At 74.2% G+C, this 22,782-nt stretch carries 19 protein-coding genes; 6 read left to right on the plus strand and 13 right to left on the minus strand.

The features are described 5' to 3' along the window. Entirely contained in the window at positions 1–2,169 is a 2,169-nt protein-coding gene (locus tag RKE38_RS13950; protein WP_316008090.1) for an ATP-dependent DNA helicase UvrD2, read from the minus strand. 187 nt (positions 2,170–2,356) lie between these two features. Between RKE38_RS13950 and RKE38_RS13955 the strand changes: the two genes are divergently transcribed. After that, entirely contained in the window at positions 2,357–2,620 is a 264-nt protein-coding gene (locus RKE38_RS13955) for a mycoredoxin (RefSeq protein WP_310154704.1), read from the plus strand. 94 nt (positions 2,621–2,714) lie between these two features. Here RKE38_RS13955 and nudC read toward each other — a convergent pair whose 3' ends face one another. Continuing rightward, positions 2,715–3,668 (minus strand): NAD(+) diphosphatase, encoded by a 954-nt coding sequence (gene nudC, locus RKE38_RS13960; protein ID WP_316008091.1) that lies wholly within the window; start codon positions 3,666–3,668, stop codon positions 2,715–2,717. A gap of 41 nt (positions 3,669–3,709) precedes the next feature. Here nudC and RKE38_RS13965 point away from each other — a divergent pair, with 41 nt between their 5' ends. Further along, the gene (locus tag RKE38_RS13965) at positions 3,710–5,374 is read left to right on the plus strand and encodes a phosphotransferase (RefSeq protein WP_316008092.1); all 1,665 of its coding nucleotides are present in this window, start codon (positions 3,710–3,712) and stop codon (positions 5,372–5,374) included. A 39-nt stretch (positions 5,375–5,413) separates the two neighbouring features. On the opposite strand, the gene RKE38_RS13970 is transcribed toward RKE38_RS13965, so the two are convergent. The 5 genes from RKE38_RS13970 to moeB all read right to left on the minus strand — a co-directional run bounded on the left by RKE38_RS13970 (position 5,414) and on the right by moeB (position 14,234). Continuing rightward, complete coding sequence (locus tag RKE38_RS13970; protein WP_316008093.1) at positions 5,414–5,890, minus strand: hypothetical protein; 477 nt, start codon at positions 5,888–5,890, stop codon at positions 5,414–5,416. A gap of 63 nt (positions 5,891–5,953) precedes the next feature. Then, entirely contained in the window at positions 5,954–9,367 is a 3,414-nt protein-coding gene (locus RKE38_RS13975) for an ATP-dependent DNA helicase (RefSeq protein WP_316008094.1), read from the minus strand. A 101-nt stretch (positions 9,368–9,468) separates the two neighbouring features. Continuing rightward, a complete protein-coding gene (locus tag RKE38_RS13980) occupies positions 9,469–12,606 on the minus strand; it encodes an ATP-dependent DNA helicase (RefSeq protein WP_316008095.1) in 3,138 nt (1,045 codons plus the stop codon). Between the two features lie 51 nt (positions 12,607–12,657). Continuing rightward, entirely contained in the window at positions 12,658–12,993 is a 336-nt protein-coding gene (locus RKE38_RS13985; RefSeq protein ID WP_316008096.1) for an MGMT family protein, read from the minus strand. Positions 12,994–12,998: 5 nt separating this feature from the next. After that, complete coding sequence (gene moeB / locus RKE38_RS13990; RefSeq protein ID WP_316008097.1) at positions 12,999–14,234, minus strand: molybdopterin-synthase adenylyltransferase MoeB; 1,236 nt, start codon at positions 14,232–14,234, stop codon at positions 12,999–13,001. A 122-nt stretch (positions 14,235–14,356) separates the two neighbouring features. Between moeB and RKE38_RS13995 the strand changes: the two genes are divergently transcribed. The 3 genes from RKE38_RS13995 (at position 14,357) to RKE38_RS14005 (ending at position 15,750) form a co-directional block, all read left to right on the plus strand. Continuing rightward, a complete protein-coding gene (locus RKE38_RS13995; RefSeq protein WP_316008098.1) occupies positions 14,357–15,001 on the plus strand; it encodes a TetR/AcrR family transcriptional regulator in 645 nt (214 codons plus the stop codon). A gap of 169 nt (positions 15,002–15,170) precedes the next feature. After that, positions 15,171–15,395 (plus strand): DUF3107 domain-containing protein, encoded by a 225-nt coding sequence (locus RKE38_RS14000; RefSeq protein WP_316008099.1) that lies wholly within the window; start codon positions 15,171–15,173, stop codon positions 15,393–15,395. A 91-nt stretch (positions 15,396–15,486) separates the two neighbouring features. Beyond that, positions 15,487–15,750 (plus strand): GlsB/YeaQ/YmgE family stress response membrane protein, encoded by a 264-nt coding sequence (locus RKE38_RS14005; RefSeq protein ID WP_316008100.1) that lies wholly within the window; start codon positions 15,487–15,489, stop codon positions 15,748–15,750. Positions 15,751–15,862: 112 nt separating this feature from the next. Here the strand turns inward: RKE38_RS14005 and RKE38_RS14010 are convergent, their stop codons facing one another. Continuing rightward, positions 15,863–16,552, minus strand: coding sequence for a ferritin-like fold-containing protein (locus RKE38_RS14010; RefSeq protein ID WP_316008101.1), 690 nt, complete (start codon positions 16,550–16,552; stop codon positions 15,863–15,865). A 191-nt stretch (positions 16,553–16,743) separates the two neighbouring features. On the opposite strand from RKE38_RS14010, the gene RKE38_RS14015 reads away from it, so the two are divergent. After that, complete coding sequence (locus RKE38_RS14015) at positions 16,744–18,285, plus strand: DEAD/DEAH box helicase (RefSeq protein ID WP_316008102.1); 1,542 nt, start codon at positions 16,744–16,746, stop codon at positions 18,283–18,285. Between the two features lie 88 nt (positions 18,286–18,373). Here RKE38_RS14015 and RKE38_RS14020 read toward each other — a convergent pair whose 3' ends face one another. The 5 genes from RKE38_RS14020 to RKE38_RS14040 form a co-directional block, all read right to left on the minus strand. Then, positions 18,374–19,429 (minus strand): NAD(P)-dependent alcohol dehydrogenase, encoded by a 1,056-nt coding sequence (locus RKE38_RS14020; RefSeq protein ID WP_316008103.1) that lies wholly within the window; start codon positions 19,427–19,429, stop codon positions 18,374–18,376. A 140-nt stretch (positions 19,430–19,569) separates the two neighbouring features. Then, entirely contained in the window at positions 19,570–20,349 is a 780-nt protein-coding gene (locus RKE38_RS14025; RefSeq protein WP_316008104.1) for a ParA family protein, read from the minus strand. 52 nt (positions 20,350–20,401) lie between these two features. Continuing rightward, on the minus strand, positions 20,402–21,268 hold the full coding sequence (locus RKE38_RS14030) for a PD-(D/E)XK nuclease family protein (protein WP_316008105.1): 867 nt from the start codon (positions 21,266–21,268) through the stop codon (positions 20,402–20,404). A 10-nt stretch (positions 21,269–21,278) separates the two neighbouring features. Beyond that, complete coding sequence (locus RKE38_RS14035; protein ID WP_316008106.1) at positions 21,279–21,896, minus strand: MarC family protein; 618 nt, start codon at positions 21,894–21,896, stop codon at positions 21,279–21,281. Continuing rightward, positions 21,893–22,744: a PHP domain-containing protein gene (locus RKE38_RS14040; RefSeq protein WP_316008107.1), complete on the minus strand. Its 852-nt coding sequence runs from the start codon at positions 22,742–22,744 to the stop codon at positions 21,893–21,895. The genes RKE38_RS14035 and RKE38_RS14040 overlap by 4 nt, the downstream gene beginning before the upstream one ends. Between the last annotated feature and the right edge of the window lie 38 nt (positions 22,745–22,782).

Consider the following 22,782-nt stretch of genomic DNA (forward strand, 5'->3'; position numbering starts at 1 on the left):
TTAGTCGGATTCCGTTGCGGCAGAACGGCTTTCGAGCACGTCATCGACGTCGGCCCCACCCATGAGGGCGAGGACCTGCTCGCCGTACATGCCGAGCTTGCGCACCCCGACACCGGAGATCTGCGCCAGCTCCCCCTCGGTGCCCGGCTCGCGCTCCGCGATCGCCGTCAGCGTCGCGTCCGTGAAGACGACGTATGCCGGGACGCTGGCCTCCTTGGCGACCGCCAGCCGCCAGGCCCGCAGCTTCTCGAACGTGCCCTCGGCATACGTCGGCGGGCAGTCGTCGCAGCGTCCGGTGGTGCGCTGCCCGGCGGTGGTGAGCTCGGTGCCGCAGGAGCGGCAGTGGACCGGCAGGGCGGGTCGCGACGGCTTGCCCGACCGGCGGCCGCCGACCGAGGCCTTCGACTTCGGCTGCGAGCGCGCCCCGTCGCCGAGGACGGCCGCGGCGCCGTCGAGGAACCGGGACGGGCGACGGCTGGCCCGGGCACCCGGGGTGCGGGCGCCGGCCCAGGAGATGCGCAGCTCGCGCCGGGCCCGGGTGACCCCGACGTAGAGCAGGCGCCGCTCCTCCTCGATGGCCTCCGGGGTCTCGGCCATGGTGATCGGCAGGTAGCCGTCCGAGCAGCCGACGAGGAAGACGACGTCCCACTCCAGGCCCTTGGCGGCGTGCAGCGAGGCGAGGGTCACCCCTTGGACCGCCGGCGCGTGCTGGGCGGCGGACCGCTCGTCGAGCTCGCGGACGAAGTCGGGGAGCCGGGCGTCCGGGGTCGCGGCGACGAGGTCGTCGGCGAGGGTCGCCAGCGCCGCCAGGGACTCCCACCGCTCCCGCTGGGCCCCGCCGGCCTTGGGCGCCTCACGGCTCCACCCGGCGCCCACGAGCACGTCGCGGACAAGGTCGGGCAGCGGGGTCGAGCCGTCGTCCGAGCGTGCGGCCCCCCGCATGAGGAGCACCGCGTCGCGCACCTCGCGGCGGGCGAAGAAGCGCTCGCCCCCGCGCACGAGGTACGGGACGTCCTGCTCGGCGAGGGCCGACTCGAACGCCTCGGACTGGCCGTTGGTGCGGAACAGCACCGCGATCTGGGACGCGGGCACGCCCGCCGCGATCCGCTGGGCGATCTCCGCGGCCACGGCGGCGGCCTCGGCCGGGTCGTCGGGGTGGGCGGTGAGCGAGGGCGGCGGACCGGCCGGCGACTGGGCCTGCAGGGTCACGGCGTTGCTGCGCATGGCGCCCGAGGGACCGCGGACGACGAGGTTCGCGAGCTCGACGACCTGCGGGGTCGAGCGGTAGTTGCGCACCAGGCGCACCACGTGCGCCTCCGGGTGCGTCACCGGGAAGCCGAGCAGGTGCCGCGGGCTGGCCCCGGTGAAGGAGTAGATCGTCTGGGCCGGGTCGCCGACCACGCACAGGTCGGTGCGCTCCCCCACCCAGAGGTCGAGCAGGCGCTGCTGGAGGGCGTTGACGTCCTGGTACTCGTCCACCACGAAGTGGCGGTACTGCTGGCGCACCGTGCGCGCGATGTCGTCGCGCTCGTCCAGGATGCCGACCGTCAGGAGCAGGACGTCCTCGAAGTCGATGACCCCGCGCGCGGTCTTGACCTGCTCGTACGCCTCCAGCACGCGCGCCATCGCCGTGGCATCGAGGCCGGGGGGCTCCCGGCGCGCCGCCCGGGCGCCGGCGGCATACGTCTCGGGGGTCAGCATCGAGACCTTGGCCCACTCGATCTCGGCGGCGAGGTCGCGCACGGCGGTGCGGTCGCGAGCGAGGTCCAGGCGCAGCGAGGCGGCGGCCTGCGCGACGGCCGCGGCCTTCTGGCTCATCACCTCGGGCGCGGCGCCGCCGATGGCCTGGGGCCAGAAGTAGTGCAGCTGGCGCAGGGCGGCGGCGTGGAAGGTGCGGGCCTGGACGCCGCCGACACCCAGGTCCCGCAGGCGGGTGCGCATCTCCCCTGCTGCCCGTGCGGTGAAGGTGACTGCCAGCACGCGCTGCGGCTGGTAGGCGCCCGAGTGGGCGCCGTAGGCGATCCGGTGGGTGATGGCCCGCGTCTTCCCCGTGCCGGCGCCCGCCAGGACGCACATCGGGCCCAGCGGGTTGGCGGCCACCTCACGCTGCTCGGGGTCGAGGGCGGCGAGCACCTCGTCGGGGGTGGGGGGCGTGGGCTGGCTGGGCATCGTGCCGATCCTAGGGGCGGCCGCCGACGACCGAACGGGCGTCCCCAGCCGCGGGCGGGGCGGCCCGGCCGGGCTGCTGGGGCGTGGAGGGTCGTCGGGGGTCACAGCGCGTGACGGAACAACCGGCCGGCTCGTTGGGTTGGCAGACGTGAAGACCCCCCCGGCACCACGAAGGAAACGACACCCCATGAGCACCCCCAAGGCCCCGGCCCCCGGTTCCGTGACGATGTTCAGCACCTCCTGGTGCGGCTACTGCAACCGCCTCAAGGCGCAGATGGGCCGCGAGGGCATCCCGTTCACCGAGGTGAACATCGAGGAGGAGCCCGAGGCCGTGGCCTTCGTCATGGACGTCAACGACGGCAACCAGACCGTCCCCACGCTCCTGTTCCCGGACGGCTCGGCGGCGACCAACCCGAGCATCAACGAGGTCAAGAAGCGCCTGGCCTCCTGACCGAGGCGCTCTGCGCGCGGCCGGCCCCCGGTGGGGCCGGACGTTCGCGTGCCCGAGGGTCCCGGGCCCGTCGCCGCCCCGTCGGCGGCGACGGTCAGCGGACGCCGTCGATCTCGTGGCCGAGCCAGTGCTCGACCAGCCGGCGCGAGATCGACAGCCGGGACGAGACCGCGAGGCTGCCGTCGGCCACCCCGGCCCGCACCTCGTCGCGCGTGAACCAGCGGGCGTCGGCGATCTCGCTCTCCTGCAGGCGCAGCGCGCCGCTGCCGGCGCGGGCGGTGAAGCCCACCATCAGCGACGTCGGGAAGGGCCACGGCTGGTCACCGAGGTACTCGACGTCGAAGACCTCGAGCCCCACCTCCTCGCGCACCTCGCGGGCCACCGCCTGCGCCAGGCTCTCCCCCGGCTCGAGGAAGCCCGCCAGCACCGAGTAGCGCCCGGTCCCCCAGCCGGCGCCCTGGGCCATCAGCAGCCGGTCCTGCCCGTCGACGACGGACATGATGACGGCGACGTCGGTGCGCGGGTAGTGCTCGCTGCCCTCGTTGGTGCACCGCCGCACCCACCCGGACTGCTGGGGCTCGGTCGGGGCCCCGCACCGGGCGCAGTGGCCGTGGGCCCGGTGCCAGTTGGCGAGGGCGAGCAGCGTGGAGAACATGCCCGCCTCGACGTCGTCGAGGTCGGCAGCCACGTGGCGCAGCGTCACGAGGCCGGCCGCCTCGCCGCTCGTCGTGGACCTGTTGCCGGTGGCCCCGTCCTCGGCCGGGAGCGGGTCGCCGACGACGCCCACGTGCATGACGTCCTGGTCGTCGGCGCCGAGGAACACCGCCAGGCGCTCGGCATCCGCGGCCACCGGGGCCCTCAGGCGCAGCCGTGCGCCGTCGGGACCCTCGTCGGCCGCGACGCGGTCACCCCGCAGCTCCAGCACCCGCGTGGCGGGGTCGGCGAGCAGGCGTCCCAGTAGGTGGCGGTCGGTGCGCAGCTCGGCCCTGCGGTCGAGGCCGGAGCCGGCCAGGGTGACATTCTCAAGAGTTTCAGCAGGTCGGCCCACGCCTCCACCCTAGGCGTGCCACCACGGCATACGGTGACGGTGTGGACCGCAGCCCCCTGTTCCTCGCTGCGCTCGCCAGCGCGGCCGTACCCGGCCTCGACCCCGCCAGCGTCGAGGCCGTGCCCGGCGTGCCCGACCAGCAGTACGACGTGGCGTTCGTGCAGGACACCCAGCACCGCCGCTGGGTGGTGCGGGTGCCGCGCAACCAGGCGGCCGCGGCGCAGATGGAGTCCACGTTCGGGCTGCTCGCCTTGCTGGCTCGCCGCCTCCCGTTCGGGGTGCCGACCCCCAAGGGCTTCGCCGCGCTCAAGGAGGGCGGCCGCGCCGCGATCTACCCCTACCTGCCGGGACGGCCGATCGACTTCTCCCAGCTGCCGCCGGGTCCCGGGCTCACGGCCGAGCTGGGCCGGGCGATCGCCGCGCTGCACAACGTCGACCACCAGCTGTTCGACGAGGCCGGGCTGCCGGCGTACGACGCGGACACCTACCGCACGCGCCGGCTGAGCGAGCTCGACCGGGCCGCCGCCACGGGCCACGTCCCCACCTCGCTGCTGTCCCGGTGGGAACGCCAGCTCGAGGACGTCGCACTGTGGCGGTTCGCGCCGACCCCCACGCACGGCGACCTCACCGGCGACCAGGTGCTCGTGGTGTTCGACGACGAGGACGACGCCAGCACCGGACGGGTCAAGGCCTTCACCGGCTGGGAGGACGCCAAGGTCGCCGACCCCGCCGACGACTTCGCCGCCCTGGTCTCAGCCGCCAGCCCGGCGAGCGTCGACTCGCTGCTCGAGGCGTACGCGCACGCCCGGGTCGAGCGACCCGACCCCCACCTGCTCGAGCGCGCCCGCCTGTCGGGCGAGATGCGGGTGCTCAGCGACCTCATGGGGGCCGTCGGCGCCGGGGACCGGCTCGTCGTGGAGCGGTGCGCCGCCGCGCTGCGCCGCCTGGAGAACCGGCTGCACGCCGAGGAGGAGTCCGCCAACGACTACCGCCGCACGGGCCTGCGTCCCGCGCACACCACGCGACCGGTGCTCGTGCCGCCCGAGCTGTCCGACGAGGACGACGACCTCGAGGACGACGTGGACACCATGTTCGGCGACCGGGCAGGCACCCGTGCCGGCAGCACCGGGGCTGAGCAGGACGGGGACGCGGCGGACCGCGAGGTCGACGACATCACCGCCGCCGCCCCTGAGGGCGACGACGACGCCGCAGCCCGCGAGCGCGACGAGGACGTCGAGACGACCGCACCCGGCCGGGCGGAGCCCGAAGCTGCCGCGCGTGAGCTCGACGAGGACGTGGAGACGATGTTCGGCGACCGCTCCACCGCCGGCGGGGCCGGCGACGCCGCTGCGGTCGAGCGCGAGCAGGACGAGGACGTGGAGACGATGTTCGGCGACCGGGGCGCGCCCGGCGACGACCCCGACGATGCCGACACGGCCGGTGCCGACCCGGACACCGAGGACCAGCAGAGCCGGGACGACGCCATGGTCGGCCAACGGCCGGAGGGGGCCGGCGGGCCCTCCGACGAGTTCGGCATCGAGGACGAGCCCGAGCCGGAGCCGGCCGGCGCCGAGGTGCCGCCGCCCAGCTCCGGGGGTGCCGAGGAGACGGCCGAGATCGACGTCAGCCCGCTGCGCCGACCGCAGCCCATCGAGGGCGACGACCCGGGACCGGACTTCGAGCCGGGCTACGACCCCCGCGCCTGAGACCGGCGTCCTCCGGCCCTGCTCCGCCCCCGCACCGACTCAGCGTCGTCGCGGGAGGGCGTCCGGGGACTCGATGCGGGTCGCCAGCCGCTCGAACCCGCGCCGGATCATGACGCCGTAGGGGTCGTCACCGAGGACCTCGAGCGTCCGGGTCCCGGCGTCGAGGTGCTGCCGGGCCCGGTCGACGTCCCCGCGACGCAGGTAGCCGTCACCGAGGTTGAGGTGCAGCGACGGCGCGAACCCGGCCGCCGAGGTGATGCCCAGCCCGGCCACGTCCTCGTCGCGCACGTGCGGCAGCGACTCCAGGGCCCTCTCGTCCCAGGCGATCTCCGCGTCGAGGTCGTCCTGCAGGTCGGCGAGGTAGTGCGCGACCACGCACCGCACCGCGTGCTCGTCGGTCCCTGACTCCACCCAGCGTCGCTCCAGCGCCGCGCGGGCGGCCGCGCCGTCACCGCGCTGGGCTGCCTCCACCGCCTCGAGCACCGGTCCCCACTCCACCCTCGTCACGCCTGCCACGTCCTTCCTCGTCCCTCGGGGCCGGCCCCCCGGTGCGGGCGGCGGCACCGCAGCCTCCCGCACTCACTCGGGAACCGTGCGGAGCAACGCCAGCAGCTCGTCCTCCTCGGGCAGGTCGGGCCACACCGTCTCGCCCGTCCCCGCGTAGTAGAAGGCCGCGTCGACGTCCTCCACGTCCAGCCCGCGCAACCTCGCATAGGCCACCCGGTATGCCGCGAGCTGCAGCGCGCGGGTGCGCGCCACCTCCCCCGTGGGCTTGCGGCCCGTCTTCCAGTCCACGACCGTGAACCCGCCCCCGGCACGGGGGAAGACGGCGTCGATGCGCCCGCGGACGGCGATGCCGTCGAGCACCGTCTCGACGGCGATCTCGATCTCGACCGGCGCCCGCTGCGCCCACTCGCTGGCGAGGAACCGCTCCTTCATGGCGGGCAGCTCGGCGTCGTCGGCGGGGTCCTCGTCGGCACTGCCGGGCAGCTCGAGCAGGTCGACCATGGCGGCCCGGGCGTAGTGCTGCTCGATCCAGGCGTGGAACGCCGTGCCCCGCCGCGCGGCCAGGGCGGGGGCCTCGGGCATCGGCCGCCGCAGCGACGTGGCGAAACGGTCCGGGTCGGTGGCGAGCGCCACGACCGCGGAGGCGGACAGGTGCCGGGGCAGCAGCACGGTGATGTCGCCGCGCTCTGCCAGGCGTCGCTGCTCGGCGAGCAGCAGCTCGACCTCCTCGAGCACCGGGACGCCTTCCCCGGGCAGCGGCAGGACGCCCTGGGAGGGTGCGTGGGGCTCCGGTGGCGCGCCCGCGGCATACGCCTCGATGGCTTCGCGGACGGCGCCGGCCGCTCGCTCCACCGCCGCCCGGCGCTCGGCGAGCGGGTCCGCGGGCCACTGCACCACGCGCTGCTCGACCTCGAGGGGGTTGGTCACCGCCTTGGGGTCATCGGTCGGGGGCATGTCCACCCACGCGAGTCGGCGGACGCCCGGAACGGCCGCGCTGTCGTCGGAGAGGTCGCGCCCGACCACATCGAGCAGGAACCGGGAGGTCACGCGGGGCGACTTCGCGTCGCCCCAGACGTGCGCGCTCAGCAGCATGGCCCGCTTCGCGCGGGTGAAGGCGACGTAGGCGAGCCGGCGCTCCTCGCCCATGGCGTGCTCGCCACCGCGCAGCGCGAAGTCCTCGAGCCTGGTCTCCAGGTCCTTGGTGTCGGCGGCGCCCTCCCAGTCGAGCACCGGGAGCCCCCCGCTGTCGCCGCGCAGGGCGTAGGGGATGCCACCGCCGGACAGGCCGCCGGTCCAGCCCTTGTCCTTCGGGACGCTGCAGGCCCACTCGCCGCCCCGCACCGTGCTGACGGTGTACGGGAGGTCCGGGAACGTGCCCTCGACCAGCCCGGGCACGGCGACGGCGTCCCACTCCAGTCCCTTGGCGGCGTGGACCGTGAGCACCTGGACGGCGCCCTCCTTGGGCTCGACGTAGCCCTTGTCGAGCCCGCGCTCCTCGTCGAGGGCCGCCTTGAGCCACGCGAGGAACCCGCCCAGGTTGGGCCGGTCGGCGCTGATGGAGAAGGTCGCGGCGACGTCGGCGAAGGCGTCGAGGTGGGCGCGGGCGACGCTGGGCGTGTAGCCGGGGCGGGCGAGCACCTCGATGTCGAGCCCCAGGGCGCGCTCGGCCTCGCCGACGAGGTCGGCCAGCGGCAGGGCGGTGAGGCCGCGCAGCCGGCGGATGGTCTGCTGGAGCCCGTGCAGCCGCTGGAGCGCGGTGTCGCCGACCCGCCGGCCGTCCCAGCTCTGCCAGCCGGGCCGGGGCAGGTCGTCGACGGCCTCGACGATGCTCGCCGTGTCGGAGCTGTCCGGCGACTGGTCGCGCACGCCGCTCTCGCCGACCGCCTCGGCGTCGCCGTCACCGAGCTCGGGCGCCTCGCCGTCGGCGGCGTCCGCGTCGGCAGCCTCCTGCTCGGGCCGTCCGTGGCCGAGGCGCACCTCCTGCTGGTGGCGGGCCCAGGCCATGAGCCCGTCGAGGTCGGCCGCCCCCAGGCGGCACAGCGGCCCGGTGAGCAGCCGCATGAGCTGGTCGCCGCGCGTGGGGTCGTGGACGACGTGCAGCAGCGCGGTGATGTCCTCGACCTCGGGCGTGAGCAGCAGCCCGCCGAGTCCCACCACCTCGTACGGCAGCTCGGCGCGCTCGAGGGCGTCGATGACCGGCGCGAACAGCGACCGCTTGCGGCACAGGACCGCGAACGAGCCCGAGCCGGTGCGCCGCTGCTCCCCCAGCCACTGCGCGACGAGGTCGGCCTCCTCGCGCACCGTCTGCACCCGGGCCACGTCGACCCGCCCCACCCCGGCGTCGGGCCGTGCGTCGAGGGGCTCGACCTGCACGCTCGAGGTGTCGCGCAACGGTGCCGCGACGCGGTTGGCGACGTCGAGGACGAGCCGGTCGTTGCGCCAGCTCGTCGTGAGCGGGACCCTCGGCACCGGGTCGGGGCCGGTGCGGAACGCCTGGCGGAAGGCCGACAGGGTGGTCGCACTCGCGCCGCGCCAGCCGTAGATCGACTGGTTGGGGTCACCGACGGCCGTGACGCGCACCGGCTCGCCGGGTGCCGCGAAGAGCGCGCGCAGCAGCTGCAGCTGGGCGTCCGAGGTGTCCTGGAACTCGTCGAGCAGCACCACGCGGTAGCGCTGCCGCTCGATCGCACCGATGTCCTCGAAGGTCCGGGCCAGGGTCGCCGCGAGCGCCATCTGGTCGGAGAAGTCCATGGCGTCGCGCGACTTCTTCAGCGCGAGGTAGCGCTCGACGATGGGCAGCACCCCGGCCCGCGCGCGCAGGTTGGCCAGCAGGTCCCGGCCGCCCTTGAGCAGCCCCGACGCGCGGCTGGATCCCGAGGGCAGCGCACCGAGCGCCTGCTCGACCCGGGCGAGGTATGCCGAGACCTCGGCCGGGGTGCGCAGGTGCTCGGCGAGCTCCCCGGCCAGGTCGACGACGGCACCCACGACCGTCGCCTCGGCCCCGGTGACGTCGTCCATCGGGCCGTCGTAGGCGGCGACGACCTCGGCGGCGTACTGCCAGGCCGCCGCCTCGGACAGCAGCCTGGACTCGCTCTCGTAGCCGAGCCGCAGGGCGTGCTCGCGCACGAGCCGCCCGGCGTAGGAGTGGTACGTCGACACGGTGGGGGTGCCGCCGAGCACCTCGGCACCCGACTCCTCGTCGGTGTCGGCCGGGGTCCACACACCCTTGGCCTGCAGCTGGCGCAGCCGCAGCCCGATGCGCTCGGCCAGCTCGGTCGCGGCCTTGCGGGTGAAGGTCAGGCCCAGGACCTGGTCGGGGTCGACGTACCCGTTGGCGACGAGGTAGACGACCCGGCTGGTCATCGTCTCGGTCTTGCCCGAGCCCGCCCCGGCGACCACCAGCAGCGGCTGGTCCGGCGCCGCCTCGATCACCGCGGCCTGCTGGCTCGTCGGCCGCGGCAGGCCGAGCGCATCGGCCAGCGACACCGCGGTGTGCGGAGGCTGCCCGCCTGCGCCGGGTGGCTCTGCGTCCCGGCCCGCATCGCGCGCGGACCCGGGCTGGAGGTCCGTCGCCGTGGTCGGTCCGCTCACAGGACCCTCCCCTCGGGCTGCGCCGGGCAGGACGCCTTGACGGCGCACAGCGTGCACTGGTCGCCGACCTGCGCGAGGAAGGTGGCAGCGGCCATGCCCTCGGCGGTCTCCGCGACGAGCCGGCCCGCCCACTGCGGGTCCTCGGCCCGGGACAGGGCACCCTGCGGCTGTTCCTGGTAGCTCTTGCCGGCCGCCTTGCCGATCTGCAGCAGGGCCGCGCCGGCCGAGCGCTCCCCGTCCCCGAACGCGCCGTTCTCCACGGCGAGCTGGTAGACCCCCAGCTGGGGGTGGCTCGCGAGGTCGTCGGCCTTCGGCTTGCTGCTGCCGGTCTTGTAGTCGACCACCCGCAGGCCGTCGGGGCCCCGCTCGAGCCGGTCCACGCGCCCGCTCACGACGGCCCGTCCGAGCGTGACCTTCATGGCCACCTCGGCGCCGACCTTGGTCCAGCCCTTGCCCTGCGCCTCGGCGAAGTAGCCGGCGAGCCGCGCGACCATGTCGTGCGCCTCGCTGCGCTTGCGGTCCGAGACCCAGCCCCGCGGCATACCGAGCCGGGCCCACCGGGCGTCGACTTCGGCCGCGAGGGTGGCGGCGTCGACGTCGCCGAGGTCGGCGGCGATGTCGTGCACCAGGGTCCCGATGTCGGCGGCGCCCACGCGCGGGCCGTCGCCGCCGACCGAGCTCAGCAGCCAGCGCAGGCCGCACTGGCCGAACGACTCGACCTTGCTCGGCGACACCCGGACCTCCTGCTCCGTCTCTCGCACCGGACGGTCGTCGCTGAGCGAGCGCAGGACCCACCACTGCGACGGGTCGGCGCCGGGCACGCCGGCGTCGGCGAGCCGGGCCAGCGCCGCGACGGCCGTGCGCCGGTCGCGGGTCTGGCCGTCGACGAGCTGGCGTCGCAGCTCGCCGACGAGCGTCGGCAGCGTCATCGTGCGCCCGACGTCGGTGAAGGGCCGGTCACCGAGCCGCTCGACGGTGTCGGGGTCGACGACGTCGAGGTAGACCGAGGGCTGCTCGTCCTCGCTGCGGACGGCGGTCACGACGACCCGCTCGGTGGCGCGGGTCAGGGCCACGAGGAACAGGCGGGTCTCGTCGTAGCGCACCGCAGCCTGGGCGGCGCGGAAGCCGGGGTCACGGCCCGAGACGACGTCGACCAGCTGCTCGGAGCCGAGCAGCGAGCCGCGCAGCCGCAGGTCGGGCCAGACGCCCTCCTGGACCCCCGCCACGACCACGAGGCGCCACTCGCTGCCCGCCGCCGCCTGCGGGGTGGTCACGACGACGGCCTCGTCCGACGGCGACCGGGCGACGAGGGTGTCGCCGGGGATGTCCTGGCTCTCGATGTGGGTGAGGAACTCCGCCGGCCCGGCCAGCGGTAGCCGGTCGGTGAAGCGCGCCGCGGCGTCGAACAGGCCGACGACGGCGTCCAGGTCGCGGTCGGCCCGGGCGGCGCCGGGTCCGTTGCCGAGGGCGGCAGCACGCCACTCCTGGCCGAGGCGCACGGAGGACCACATCGCCCACAGCACGGTCTCGGCGGTGACCCCGTGCTCCCAGCGTCGTCCCGGCTCGGAGCTCGGCCGGGCCGCGTCCAGCCCGGCGCGCAGCATGGTCGCCACCCGGCGGGCGGGGTTGGCCTCGACCCCGAGCTCCTGCAGGGCACCCGGTGACACCAGGGCCTCGGCCAGCAGCTCGTCGCTCGTGCGCCCACCACCGGCAGCCAGCTCCTCACGGCGCAGCGCCCGGCGCAGGCGTCGCAGGCTCACCGCGTCGGCGCCGCCGAGCGGTGACAGCAGCAGGTCGACGGCCACCTGCGGCGGGACGACGTCGGCCTCCCCCTGCGCGAGCTCGAGCACGACGCGCAGCAGCATCACGAGCGGGCGCACCGCCACCTCGTCGCGCACGGGTAGGTCGGTCGCGCTGCCGGCCACCGGGACCCCGGCCGACATGAGCACCCGTCGGAGCGTCGCGGTGCGCCCCTGGCCGCGGACGACGACCGCCATGTGCGACCACGGGACCCCGTCGCGCAGGTGCGCCTCCCGGAGCTCGCCGGCGACCAGGCTCGCCTCCTGACTGACGGCCCGCACGAGCCGGACGTCGACGGTCCCGCCCGGGCGGCCCGGCGCGGTCTGGCGCTGCACGCCGCCCCCGAGGGCGCCGATCTTCGGAGCGACCCGGCCCGCTGCCGCGTGGACCGCCGCGGTCAGGCGGTGGGCCGTCGGCAGGACGAGGGTGGGGCCGTCGCCGAGGCTGCGCCACCGGTCGGCGAGGAAGCGCGGGTCGGCGCCACGGAAGGTCTGCACCGCGGTGTCGGGGTCGCCGAGCAGCACGAGGTCGATGCCGGGGGTCAGGACCGTGCGCAGGAGCCGCACGGCCGCGGCCGTCAGCTCCTGGGCGTCGTCGACGACGACGAGCCGCAGCCCGTCGCGCACCCGGGCCATCGCCTCCGGCTCCTCCGCGAGCAGGTCCGCGGCCGACCCGAGGATCCACGCCGGGTCGTAGGCGCCCGGCGCGGACAGGGCCGTCACCTCGTCGTACTCCTCGAGCACGTCGGCCGCGGCGACCCACTCGGGGCGGTCGTGCCGCTCGCCGAGCCGGCGCAGGTCGGCCGGCTCGAGGTCGTGCTCCACGGCGCGCATGAGCAGGTCACGCAGCTCGGCGCGAAAACCCTTGGTGGGCAAAGCTTCTCGCACCCGCTCCGGCCACCGCGGGCCGGGGGTCTCACCGGACGCGTGGCCTGCCAGGAGCTCGCGCAGGATCACGTCCTGCTCGGGGCCGCTGAGCAGCCGGGGCGCCGGGTCACCGCGCAGCGCGGCGGCCTGGCGCAGGATGCCGAAGCCGAAGGCCTGGTGCGTCCTGGCCAGCGGCTCCGTGGACGTGCGCCCCAGGCGCGCCGTCACGCGCTGGCGCAGCTCTCCGGCAGCGACGCGCGAGGAGGTCAGCACCAGGCACTGGTCGGGGGCCAGGCCGTCGCGCTCCACCCGGCCGACGACGACCTCGACCGCGGTGGTCGTCTTGCCCGTGCCGGGGCCGCCGAGCACGCGCAGCACGCTGCCGCGGTGGTCGACGACCGCCTGCTGCACCTCGTCGAGGGCCGGCGGGTCGACCACGAGGCCCGGGGCGCGTCGCAGCTTCAGCACGCGCTCATCCCACCATCCCGCGCCGACACCGTGCCGCCCGTGGATGGCGTGTCACGAGCCCGGGCCCTCCCACCGGCCGCGGGCCATGTCCACCCGCCGACCCAGGGCACCCCCGACCAGCGGCGTCGACTCCTCCCGCCACCGGGCGACGGCCTCGTCCTCGAGCCCCTGCGGCGGGTACCCGCCGGACCGGATCACGCGCCACCACGGGACGTCCGAGCCGTACCGAGCCATCACCGACCCGACCCCGCGAGCGCCGCCGCGCCCGAGGATCTCGGCCAGGTCGCCGTACGTCGCCACCTTGCCCTCGGGGATCTGGTCCACCAGGTCGAGCACGTCGTCGGCGAACTCGCTCGGCAGCCCGAAGTCCTTCTCCTGCGTCACCACGGCCGTCAGTAGACCGGCAGGCTCGGGTCGACGTCACGCACCCACGCCAGGACCCCGCCGGTGAGGTTGGCGACGTCGGCCCGACCGGTCGCCGCCAGCAGGCCCGCGGCCTCGGCCGAGCGCACGCCCGACTTGCACATCACGACAACGGGCACGCCGTCGGGCAGCTCACCGGCGGCCACACCGTCGCGGAACCGGTCGAGGTGCACGGCCCGCGCCCCGGGGATCGAGACGACCTCCCGCTCCCCCGGCTCGCGCACGTCGACGAGCTCGAACTCCCGGTCGCCGCGGTCGCGCTCCTGCAGCATCCGGGCCAGGTCGGTCGCCGAGACCTCCTCGTATGCCGCCGGCCCGCCGCCCGAGCCCGCGCCGCCATGGGAACCGGCGCCCCCGGCATACGCCTGCGACGGATCCGGCACCGCGCAGAACTGCTCGTAGTCCACGAGCCCGGTCATGCTGGGGTCCTCGCCGCAGACGGGGCACACGGGGTCGGCACGCACCGTGAGGGTGTCCCAGGTCTGGCGCAGCGAGTCGTGCACGAGGAGGCGCCCCACCAGGGGCTCGCCCTCCCCCGTGATCAGCTTGACCGCCTCGGCCACCTGGACCGACCCGATCGACGCGCACAGCACCCCGAGCACCCCGCCGGTGGCGCACGAGGGCACGGCGTCGGGCGGCGGCGGGTCCGGGAAGACGCACCGGTAGCACGGGCCGACCCCGGCGAACCACACCGAGACCTGGCCGTCGAACCGGTAGATCGACCCCCACACGTGCGGCAGCCCGAGCAGCACGCACGCGTCGTTGACGAGGTAGCGGGTCGGGAAGTTGTCGGCACCGTCGAGCACGACGTCGTAGTCGGCGAGGATCTCCAGCGCGTTCGAGGAGTCCAGCCGGACGTCGTGGCGCACGACCTGCACCAGGGGGTTGACCGACGCCACCGTCTCCGCGGCCGACTCGGTCTTGGGGCGGCCCACGTCCGCCACGCCGTGCACGACCTGGCGCTGGAGGTTCGAGGCGTCCACGACGTCGTCGTCGACGACGCCGATGGTGCCCACACCGGCGGCGGCGAGGTAGAGCAGCGCCGGGGAGCCCAGTCCGCCGGCACCGACGACGAGCACGCGGGCGTTGGCGAGCCGGCGCTGGCCCTCGAGGCCGATCTGCGGCAGGAGGATGTGCCGCGCGTAGCGGGCCTTCTGCTCGGCCGTCAGCTCCGGACCGGGCGACACCAGCGGGGGGATGCCCATGTCCCCGACAGTACCCGCGACCGCCGACGACGACGCCGTGCCCGGCGACGACGGGGTTACCCGTGCGTACGATGTGCACGACCCCGCAGCACGACTGCGACACCTCGACCGGAGAGGCCCGAATGTCGCTCAGCGCAGAGCAGCGCACCGGCACCCGACAGCCCGGACAGCGCCTGCCCCGTTCCGCTCGCCGCGCCCAGCTCCTCGAGGCGGCGCAGGCGGCGTTCGTCGAGTCCGGCTACCACGCCGCCGCGATGGACGACATCGCCGACCGTGCCGGCGTCTCCAAGCCGGTGCTCTACCAGCACTTCCCCGGCAAGCTCGAGCTCTACCTCGCCCTGCTGGACAAGCACTCCGAGGCCCTCGAGCAGCTCGTGCGCGAGGCCCTGGCGTCGACGCACGACAACAAGGAGCGCGTCTACGCCTCGATCGCGGCCTACTTCGACTTCGTGTCGCGCGACGGCGCCGCGTTCCGGCTGATCTTCGAGTCCGACCTCACCAACGAGTCCGCCGTCCGCAACCGGCTCGACGCCGTCGGCCTGGTCTGCGCCGAGGCGGTCGCCGAGGTGATCGCCGAGGACACCGGCCTCAACGAGGAGGACGCCTCCCTGCTCGGCATGGCCCTCACCGGCCTCGCCCAGGTGTCCGCCCGCCACTGGCTCGCCCAGGGCAGCGACGTCCCCAAGGACGAGGCCGCCCGGCTCGTGGGGTCGCTCGCGTGGCGGGGACTGGGCTCCTTCCCCAAGGTCGACGCCGAGACGCCCTGAGCCGCGCCGCCGCGACGCCCTGAGCCGCGCCGCCGCGACGCCCTGAGCGAACACGCCTCCGGGGGCGCCGTGCCGGGGAAGGTTCCGCCCGCGACGGCCGTTAGGTTGGGCGACAGCACCGACGCGCCCGTATGCCGGGTGCCCACCGTTTCGAGAGAGAGGACCTCACGTGGAGGTCAAGATCGGCGTCCAGAACGTCGCCCGCGAGATCACCTTCGAGACCGACGAGAGCGCGGACGAGGTCGTCAAGGCCGTCACCGCCGCGATCGAGAACGGCACCCCCCTCACCCTCACCGGGGAGAAGGGCCGGCAGGTCCTCGTCCCCGCGGGTGTCCTCGGCTACGTCCAGATCGGCGAGTCCGAGCGTCGCGGGGTCGGGTTCGGCAACATCTGAGCGCGACCCGGTTGACGTGCGAGGTCGCACCATCCGTGGTCGAGTTGTTCCTGCACGGGCCTCAGCGGCCCCTGGAGGAAGGAACAGTGGGATGGAGATCATCGGTCTGATCATCGCGGGAGCCATCATCGGCGCCCTCGCGCGGCTGTTCATGCCGGGACGCCAACCGGTCGGCATGCTCATCACGGTCATCCTCGGCATCGTCGGGGTCCTCATCGGCTACTGGCTGGCGGGCCTGCTCGGCGTCCAGGCCACGAGCGGCATCGACTGGATCCGCTGGATCATCAGCATCATCGTCGCGGCGGTGCTCATCGGCATCTACATCGCGATGACGGGGCGGCGCAGGACGGTCTGACCGCACTCAGACGACGAAGGGCCCGGTCCACACGGACCGGGCCCTTCGTCGTGTGCTGATGGTGGTGCCGGGCGCGTCGTGACCGGTCCGCCGGCCGGGGCCGCGCGCTGCCTCAGGCGGCCAGACCGAGCCGGCCCATCCGCCGGGTGTGCTCGTCGGTGAGCCGGGCGAACATCCGGCCCAGCTCCGCGAGGTCGGCGCTGGGCCGCCCCGTGCCGACGCCCCCGACGAGCAGGGACGCGAGCGCGTCGCGCTCCACCGCCACCTGCTGCGCCTGCGACAGCGCCTCACCGACGAGGCGGCGCCCCCACAGGGCGAGCCGGCCGGCGACCTTCGGGTCGTCCTTGATGGCCTCGCGGACCACCTTGACGACGAAGTCCGCCTGCCCGACGTCGGCCATGGCGGAGTGGACCAGCTCCTGGGTGGAGGGGTCCACGTAGGCCGCGATCTCCCGGTAGAAGTCGGTGGCGATGCCGTCGCCGACATAGGCCTTGACCAGGCCCTCGAGCCAGGTGCTCGGGCGCGTCCGCTCGTGGAAGGCGTCGATGGGCGCGATGAACGGCGCCATGGCCTGCTCGGGGTCGGTGCCCATGTCGGCCATCCGGGAGACGAGCATCTCGTAGTGCCGGAACTCGGCGACGGCGAGCGAGGCGACCGAGGCCTTGAGCGGCTGGGTCGGCGACATCTCCGCGTCGCCGGCCAGGCGGACGAACGCCGTCAGCTCGCCGTAGGCCAGCACGCCGAGCAGGTCGGCCACGGCGTCGCGGTAGAGCGGGTCGGCGAGCCAGTCCTGCTGCGTCATGGCGGTCACCCTACAAGCGCGTGGGCCCGGCGATTGGGGTGCAGACACCGCCCCCCGGTAGAGTGGGCGTGTCACACGGTGCCCGGTCGGCACGAATCTGCCGCGGACCGACGTCCGCGCCCCCACTGAAGACCTCCGATCGGCCCACAGCGCGCGCCGCGACCCGCAGGCGCCCCGATCGAGAGAACTCCATGACCGACACCTCCACGAGCACTCCTGTGCCCGCCGATATCACGTTCGCCGACTTCGACGTGCACCCCGACATCGTCGCCTCGCTGGCGGACGCCGGGATCACGAGCCCGTTCCCCATCCAGGCCATGACCCTGCCGGTGGCCCTGTCGGGCCACGACATCATCGGCCAGGCCAAGACCGGCACCGGCAAGACGCTGGGCTTCGGCGTCCCCATGCTGAACCGCACCATCGCCCGCGGCGACGCCGGCTGGGACGGCTACGCGTATGCCGGCAAGCCCCAGGCCCTGGCCGTGGCACCGACGCGCGAGCTCGCCGTCCAGGTGGCCGGCGACCTCGAGAAGGCCGGCAAGCGCCGCGGCATCCGGGTCCTGACCGTCTACGGCGGCCGCGCCTACGAGCCGCAGATCGATGCCCTGAACAAGGGCGTCGAGGTCGTCGTCGGCACCCCCGGACGGTTGATCGACCTGGCCAAGCAGGGCCACCTCGACCTCTCGCACGTGAAGTCCGTCGTCCTCGACGAGGCCGACGAGATGCTCGACCTCGGCTTCCTGCCCGACGTCGAGAAGCTGCTCGCCATGACCCCCGGCTCGCGGCAGACGATGCTGTTCTCGGCCACCATGCCCGGCGCCGTCGTCGCCCTTGCGCGCCGCTACATGAGCCAGCCGACCCACATCCGAGCCATGGGCGACGACCAGGAGAACGCACACACGGTCAAGGCCGTGGAGCAGTTCGTCTACCGCGCCCACGCGATGGACAAGGTCGAGATGGTGTCGCGCATGCTCCAGGCCGAGGGCCGGGGCCTGACGATCATCTTCAGCCGCACCAAGCGCACCGCCGCCAAGGTCGCCGACGAGCTGGTCGACCGCGGGTTCGCGGCCGCCGCCATCCACGGCGACCTCGGGCAGGGCGCCCGCGAGCAGGCCCTGCGCGCGTTCCGCAACGGCAAGGTCGACATCCTCGTCGCCACCGACGTGGCCGCCCGGGGCATCGACGTCGACAACGTCACCCACGTCATCAACTACCAGTGCCCCGAGGACGAGAAGACCTACCTGCACCGCATCGGCCGCACGGCCCGCGCCGGCAACACCGGTATCGCGGTCACCCTCGTCGACTGGGACGACATCCCCCGCTGGGGCCTGATCAACAAGACGCTCGACCTCGGGATCCCGGACCCGGAGGAGACCTACTCCTCCTCCGACCACCTGTACACCGACCTCGACATCCCCCGCGAGGCCAAGGGCCGCCTGCCCAAGGCGCAGCAGACCCGCGCCGGCCTGGCCGCCGAGGAGCTTGAGGACCTCGGCGAGACCGGCAAGTCCGGCGGACGCCGGCCCCAGGGCGGCGGCGCCAGCGGTCGCGGCGGCCGTGGCCAGGGCGGTGGCCGCGACGGTGGCCGTTCCCAGGCTGGTGGCCGGGACGGCGCCCGCGGCGGTGCCGAGCAGCGCGGCGAGGACGGCGACGCCCCGGCGCGCCCGCGTCGCAGCCGCAACCGGCGGCGTACGCGTGGCGGCAAGCCCGCCGGCGAGGCCACCCAGGGCTGACCACCGCCTGCACCCAGCTCGACGACGAAGGGCCCAGCCTCCGAGGAGGCTGGGCCCTTCGCGTGGTCCGCTGTCCGCGGCGCCTCGGTCAGGCGCCGATGGTGGCGGTGTCGATGACGAACCGGTAGCGCACGTCGGACTTCACGACGCGGTCGTAGGCCTCGTCGACCTGGTCCGCGTTGATCGTCTCGATCTCGGCGGTGATGCCGTGCTCGGCGCAGAAGTCCAGCATCTCCTGGGTGAGGGCGATGCCGCCGATGTTGGAACCGGCGACGGTCTTGTCACCGTTGATCAGCGCACCGAAGGGCAACTGCTGCGGGCTCGGCGGCAGGCCCACGGTGACGAACGTGCCGAACGGCTTAAGCAGCGAGAGGTACTGCGGCAGGTCGAGGTCGGCGCTGATCGTCGAGATGATCACGTCGAACGCGCCGGCGAGGTCCTCGAACGTCTTGGCGTCGCTCGTCGCGCGGTAGTCACGGGCGCCGAAGCGGCGGCCGTCCTCCTCCTTCGACAGGCCTTGGCTGAGCACGGTGACGTCCGCGCCCATGGCCGAGGCGATCTTGACGCCCATGTGCCCGAGGCCGCCCATGCCCACGATCGCCACCTTCGCGTCGGGGCCCGCGTGGTCGAGCCAGCGCTTGAGCGGGGTGTAGAGGGTGATGCCGGCGCACAGCAGCGGTGCGGCCTTGTCGAGGTCCAGCCCGTCGGGGATCCGGACGACGAAGCGCTCGGTCACCACGACCTGCTGGCTGTAGCCGCCCTGGGTGATGGTGCCGTCGACGTCGGTGTCGCCGTAGGTGAAGACGGTCTTCTTCTCGCAGAAGTTCTCGTGGCCGGCCTTGCACTGGGCGCACTCGCCGCACGAGTCGACCATGCAGCCGACGCCGACGCGGTCGCCCACCTTGAAGCTCGTCACCTCGGGGCCGACCTCGCTCACGACACCGGCGATCTCGTGGCCGGGCGTCAGCGGGTAGCTGGTGTCGCCCCACTCGCCGCGGACGGTGTGGATGTCGCTGTGGCAGATGCCGGCGAACTTGATGTCGATGCGCACGTCGTCCGCGCGCAGGTCACGCCGCTCCACCGTCGTCGTCTCGAACCGGCCGTCAGCGGACGGCATGGCCAGGGCAGGGGTGGTGGTCGTCATGTCACTCCTTGGATCGGGGAGGTGCCCGGTCGGGGGGAATGGGCACCATCTGGTGACAAGTACGCGACCGCCTCGGCTATTCCGCAACCGCTGCCGCCGTGGCCGGCGCCACAGCCGGGTCCGGGCGGCGTGGGAGCCGCTCAGAGCTGCTTCGCGAGCGCCTTCGCCACGTCGCGGTACGCCTTCGCACCCTTGGAGGTGCGCGACGTCGCCAGGATCGAGCGCCCCACGGCGGGTGCCTCGGCGAACCGCACGGTCTTCGGGATCGGCGGGTCCAGCACCGGCAGGCCGTACCGCTCCCCCACGTCGGCCAGGACCTCCTGGGCGTGGTTGCTGCGGCCGTCGAAGAGGGTCGGCAGGATTCCCATCACGCGCAGGTCCTTGTTGAGGATCTTCTGCACGTCCGCGACGGTGTCGAGCAGCTGGCCGACCCCGCGGTGGCTGAGCATCTCGCACGGCATCGGGATCACGAGGCCCTGCGAGGCGGTGAGCGCGTTCAGGGTGAGCACGCCGAGGCTCGGCGAGCAGTCGAGCAGGATGACGTCGTACTCCGACCGGACGTCCTCGAGCACGCCGCGCAGGATGTACTCGCGCCCGGGCCGGGGCAGCAGCTGCGCCTCCGCGCCGGCGAGGTCGATCACGCTCGGCACCAGGTCGACGCCGTCCTCGCACGCGATCCGGACGTCGGCGACGTCGGCCTTGCCGAGCAGGACCTCGTTGACCGAGCCCTCGACCTCGTCGGGGTCGACCCCCAGGCTGAAGGTCAGGCAGGCCTGCGCGTCGAGGTCGACGAGCAGCACCCGCTTGCCCTGTTCGGCGAACGCCGCCCCCAGCGACGCCACCGAGGTCGTCTTGGCGACCCCGCCCTTCTGGTTGGCCACGGAGACGACCGTGGCCGGCCTGGTGCGCTTGCTCGCCACGTGCTGACCTTTCGTGCGGGTCGGTCGGTATGCCGGCTCGTGGCCCAGTCTGTCAGGTCGCCGGGACCGGGTCCTCCAGGGCCGCCCAGTCGGACTTCTCCGGGCCGAACGCCTGGCCGGCCGGGCAGTGCCGGCGGAAGTCGCACCACTGGCACAGGGGGCCGACCCGCGCGGGGAACCGGCCGGAGTCGACGCCGAACTGGGCGTAGTCGTCCTCGGCACGACGCGCGTCGGCCGCGATCGACTCGGCCTCGGCGAGCTTGCGCTGCAGGGACTCGGGCGTGTGCTCGTGGGAGGCGACGGTGCCCGACGGCAGGTGGTGCAGCTCGACCCGGACGCAGCGGCGGCGGAACATCTTCCACGCGGCGGCGGCATACAGGGCCAGCGGCAGCGAGGTGCGGGCGTCGTCGTCGGTCGGGGCCGTCCGGCTCGTCTTGTAGTCGACGACGGCCAGGCCCTCGCCGCGGTCGTCGAGCCGGTCGATCCGCCCGGACAGCGCGAGCGTGCCGGTCTTGAGCGACACGGTGCGCTCGATGCCGAGCGGCTGGGTGCGCGGGTCGACGTCGGCCAGGTAGGTGCTCACGTGGTCCTGCGAGCGCTCGCGCCAGGTGCGGGAGTGGTCGGGGTCGCGGAAGCCGGACTCGATCCAGGAGGTGCGCACGAGCTCGGCCCCGGCAGCCGGCGTCCGGCGCTCGCCGGGCAGGTCCCACCAGTCCCGCAGGGCGTTGTGGACGGCCACGCCGAGGGAGGTGTGCGCGCGCTGCGGCCGGGCGGGGGGCGTGGGCCGGTCGAGGTACTGCATGCGGTAGCGCCGCGGGCAGTCCACCCACGCGAGCAGTTTGCTCGGGCTCGCGCGGAACAGGCGCCGCGGCATACCCGCCAGCTCGCCCTGCTCGAAACCCCCGGTCCCTGCTCCCACGGCGCCCACGCTAGGACGTCCCGCTGACAAAGGCCCGGACGCTGTCGGCGACCATCTGCACGGCGATCGCGGAGAGCAGCAGGCCGGCGATGCGGGTCAGCAGCACGGTGCCGCTGTCCTTGAGCACCCGGTGGATCTGGCTGGCGAAGCGCAGGAACAGCCAGACGACCACGAGCACGGCGACCAGGGCCGCACCGACCGCGATGTACTCCCCCGGGCGCGAGGAGTTCTGCACGGCCAGCATCGTGGCGACGATGGCACCGGGCCCGGCGAGCAGCGGGGTGCCGAGGGGCACGAGGGCGACGTTCACCCCGGCGTCGGCGTGCTGCTCCTGCTCCGACCCGGTGAGCAGCTGCAGTGCCACGAGCAGCAGCAGGAGGCCGCCGGCACCCTGCAGCGCCGGCAGCGAGATGTGCAGGTAGTTGAGGATCTGCTGCCCGAACACCGCGAACGCGGCGATGACGCCGAGCGCGACGAGGCTGGCGCGGCGGGCGGCGGCGAGCTTCTGCTTCTGGGTGAGCGACCCGGTCAGCGCGAGGAAGATCGGCAGAGCGCCGGGCGGGTCCATGATGACGAGCAACGTCACGAAGACCGAGCCGAACACCTGCGGGTCGAGCACGCTGCTCACGACCGCACCACCTCGACCCCGCTCGTGGCCTGCCGCTCGATCTCGGCGAGCACCTCAGGGTCTGTCGTGTTCTCGCCCAGGCGGTTGGGCTTGCCGTCGCCGTGGTAGTCGCTCGCACCGGTCGTGAACAGCCCGAGCTGCGCCGCGAGCGCGCGCGCGTGGTCGCGCTGCTCGTCGGTGTGGTCGCGGTGGTCGGCCTCGAGCCCGGCCAGTCCTGCCTGCGCCATCGCGGCGATGACGTCGTCGTCGACGGTCCAGCCGCGCGAGGAGGCGAACGGGTGCGCCATGACGGGCACGCCGCCTGCCGCCCGGACGAGCTGGACGGCCCGCACGGGGCTGGGCGCGTAGTGCGAGACGTAGTAGGGGCTGCCGTTGCGCAGCACGTCGGTGAAGGCCGCGTCGCGCGTGGGGACGTAGCCGGCCGCCACGAGCGCGTCGGCGATGTGGGGCCGCCCGAGCGTGGTGCCCTCCGCCGCGTGCTCCCGCACGGCCTCCATGCTGACGGGTATGCCGTCGGCGGCCATCCGCTCGACCATGCGCCGGACGCGGCTGACGCGGGAGTCCCGGGCCTTCTCGAGCTCCTCCACGAGCGGCGCGAAACCCGGGTCCACGAGGTAGCCGAGCAGGTGGACGCTGACGCCGCGGTGCGAGCAGGACACCTCCACGCCGGGGACGAACCCGATCCCGTGCTCGCGTGCCGCCGCCTGTGCCGCCGACCACCCGGCATACGTGTCGTGGTCGGTGAGGGCCACGACGTCGAGGCCGGCGCGGGCTGCCTCGCGGACGACGACCTCCGCCGGCTCGGTGCCGTCACTCGCGGAGGAGTGGGTGTGGAGGTCGATGCGCACGGGGCAAGCGTAGGGGTGGCGGGAGGGCTGCCCGGGGT

Origin of the sequence: Phycicoccus sp. M110.8 (genome assembly GCF_032464895.1) — a bacterium.
Taxonomy (GTDB): Bacteria; Actinomycetota; Actinomycetes; order Actinomycetales; family Dermatophilaceae; genus Pedococcus.

Bases quoted from the DNA above. Each gene is read 5' to 3' on its own strand.
- RKE38_RS13950 (WP_316008090.1), bottom strand. From the start codon at position 2,169: ATGCCCAGCCAGCCCACGCCCCCCACCCCCGACGAGGTGCTCGCCGCC.
- RKE38_RS13995 (WP_316008098.1), top strand. From the start codon at position 14,357: ATGTCGCTCAGCGCAGAGCAGCGCACCGGCACCCGACAGCCCGGACAG.
- RKE38_RS13955 (WP_310154704.1), top strand. From the start codon at position 2,357: ATGAGCACCCCCAAGGCCCCGGCCCCCGGTTCCGTGACGATGTTCAGC.
- RKE38_RS14010 (WP_316008101.1), bottom strand. From the start codon at position 16,552: ATGACGCAGCAGGACTGGCTCGCCGACCCGCTCTACCGCGACGCCGTG.
- RKE38_RS14005 (WP_316008100.1), top strand. From the start codon at position 15,487: ATGGAGATCATCGGTCTGATCATCGCGGGAGCCATCATCGGCGCCCTC.
- moeB (WP_316008097.1), bottom strand. From the start codon at position 14,234: ATGGGCATCCCCCCGCTGGTGTCGCCCGGTCCGGAGCTGACGGCCGAG.
- RKE38_RS14015 (WP_316008102.1), top strand. From the start codon at position 16,744: ATGACCGACACCTCCACGAGCACTCCTGTGCCCGCCGATATCACGTTC.
- RKE38_RS14020 (WP_316008103.1), bottom strand. From the start codon at position 19,429: ATGACGACCACCACCCCTGCCCTGGCCATGCCGTCCGCTGACGGCCGG.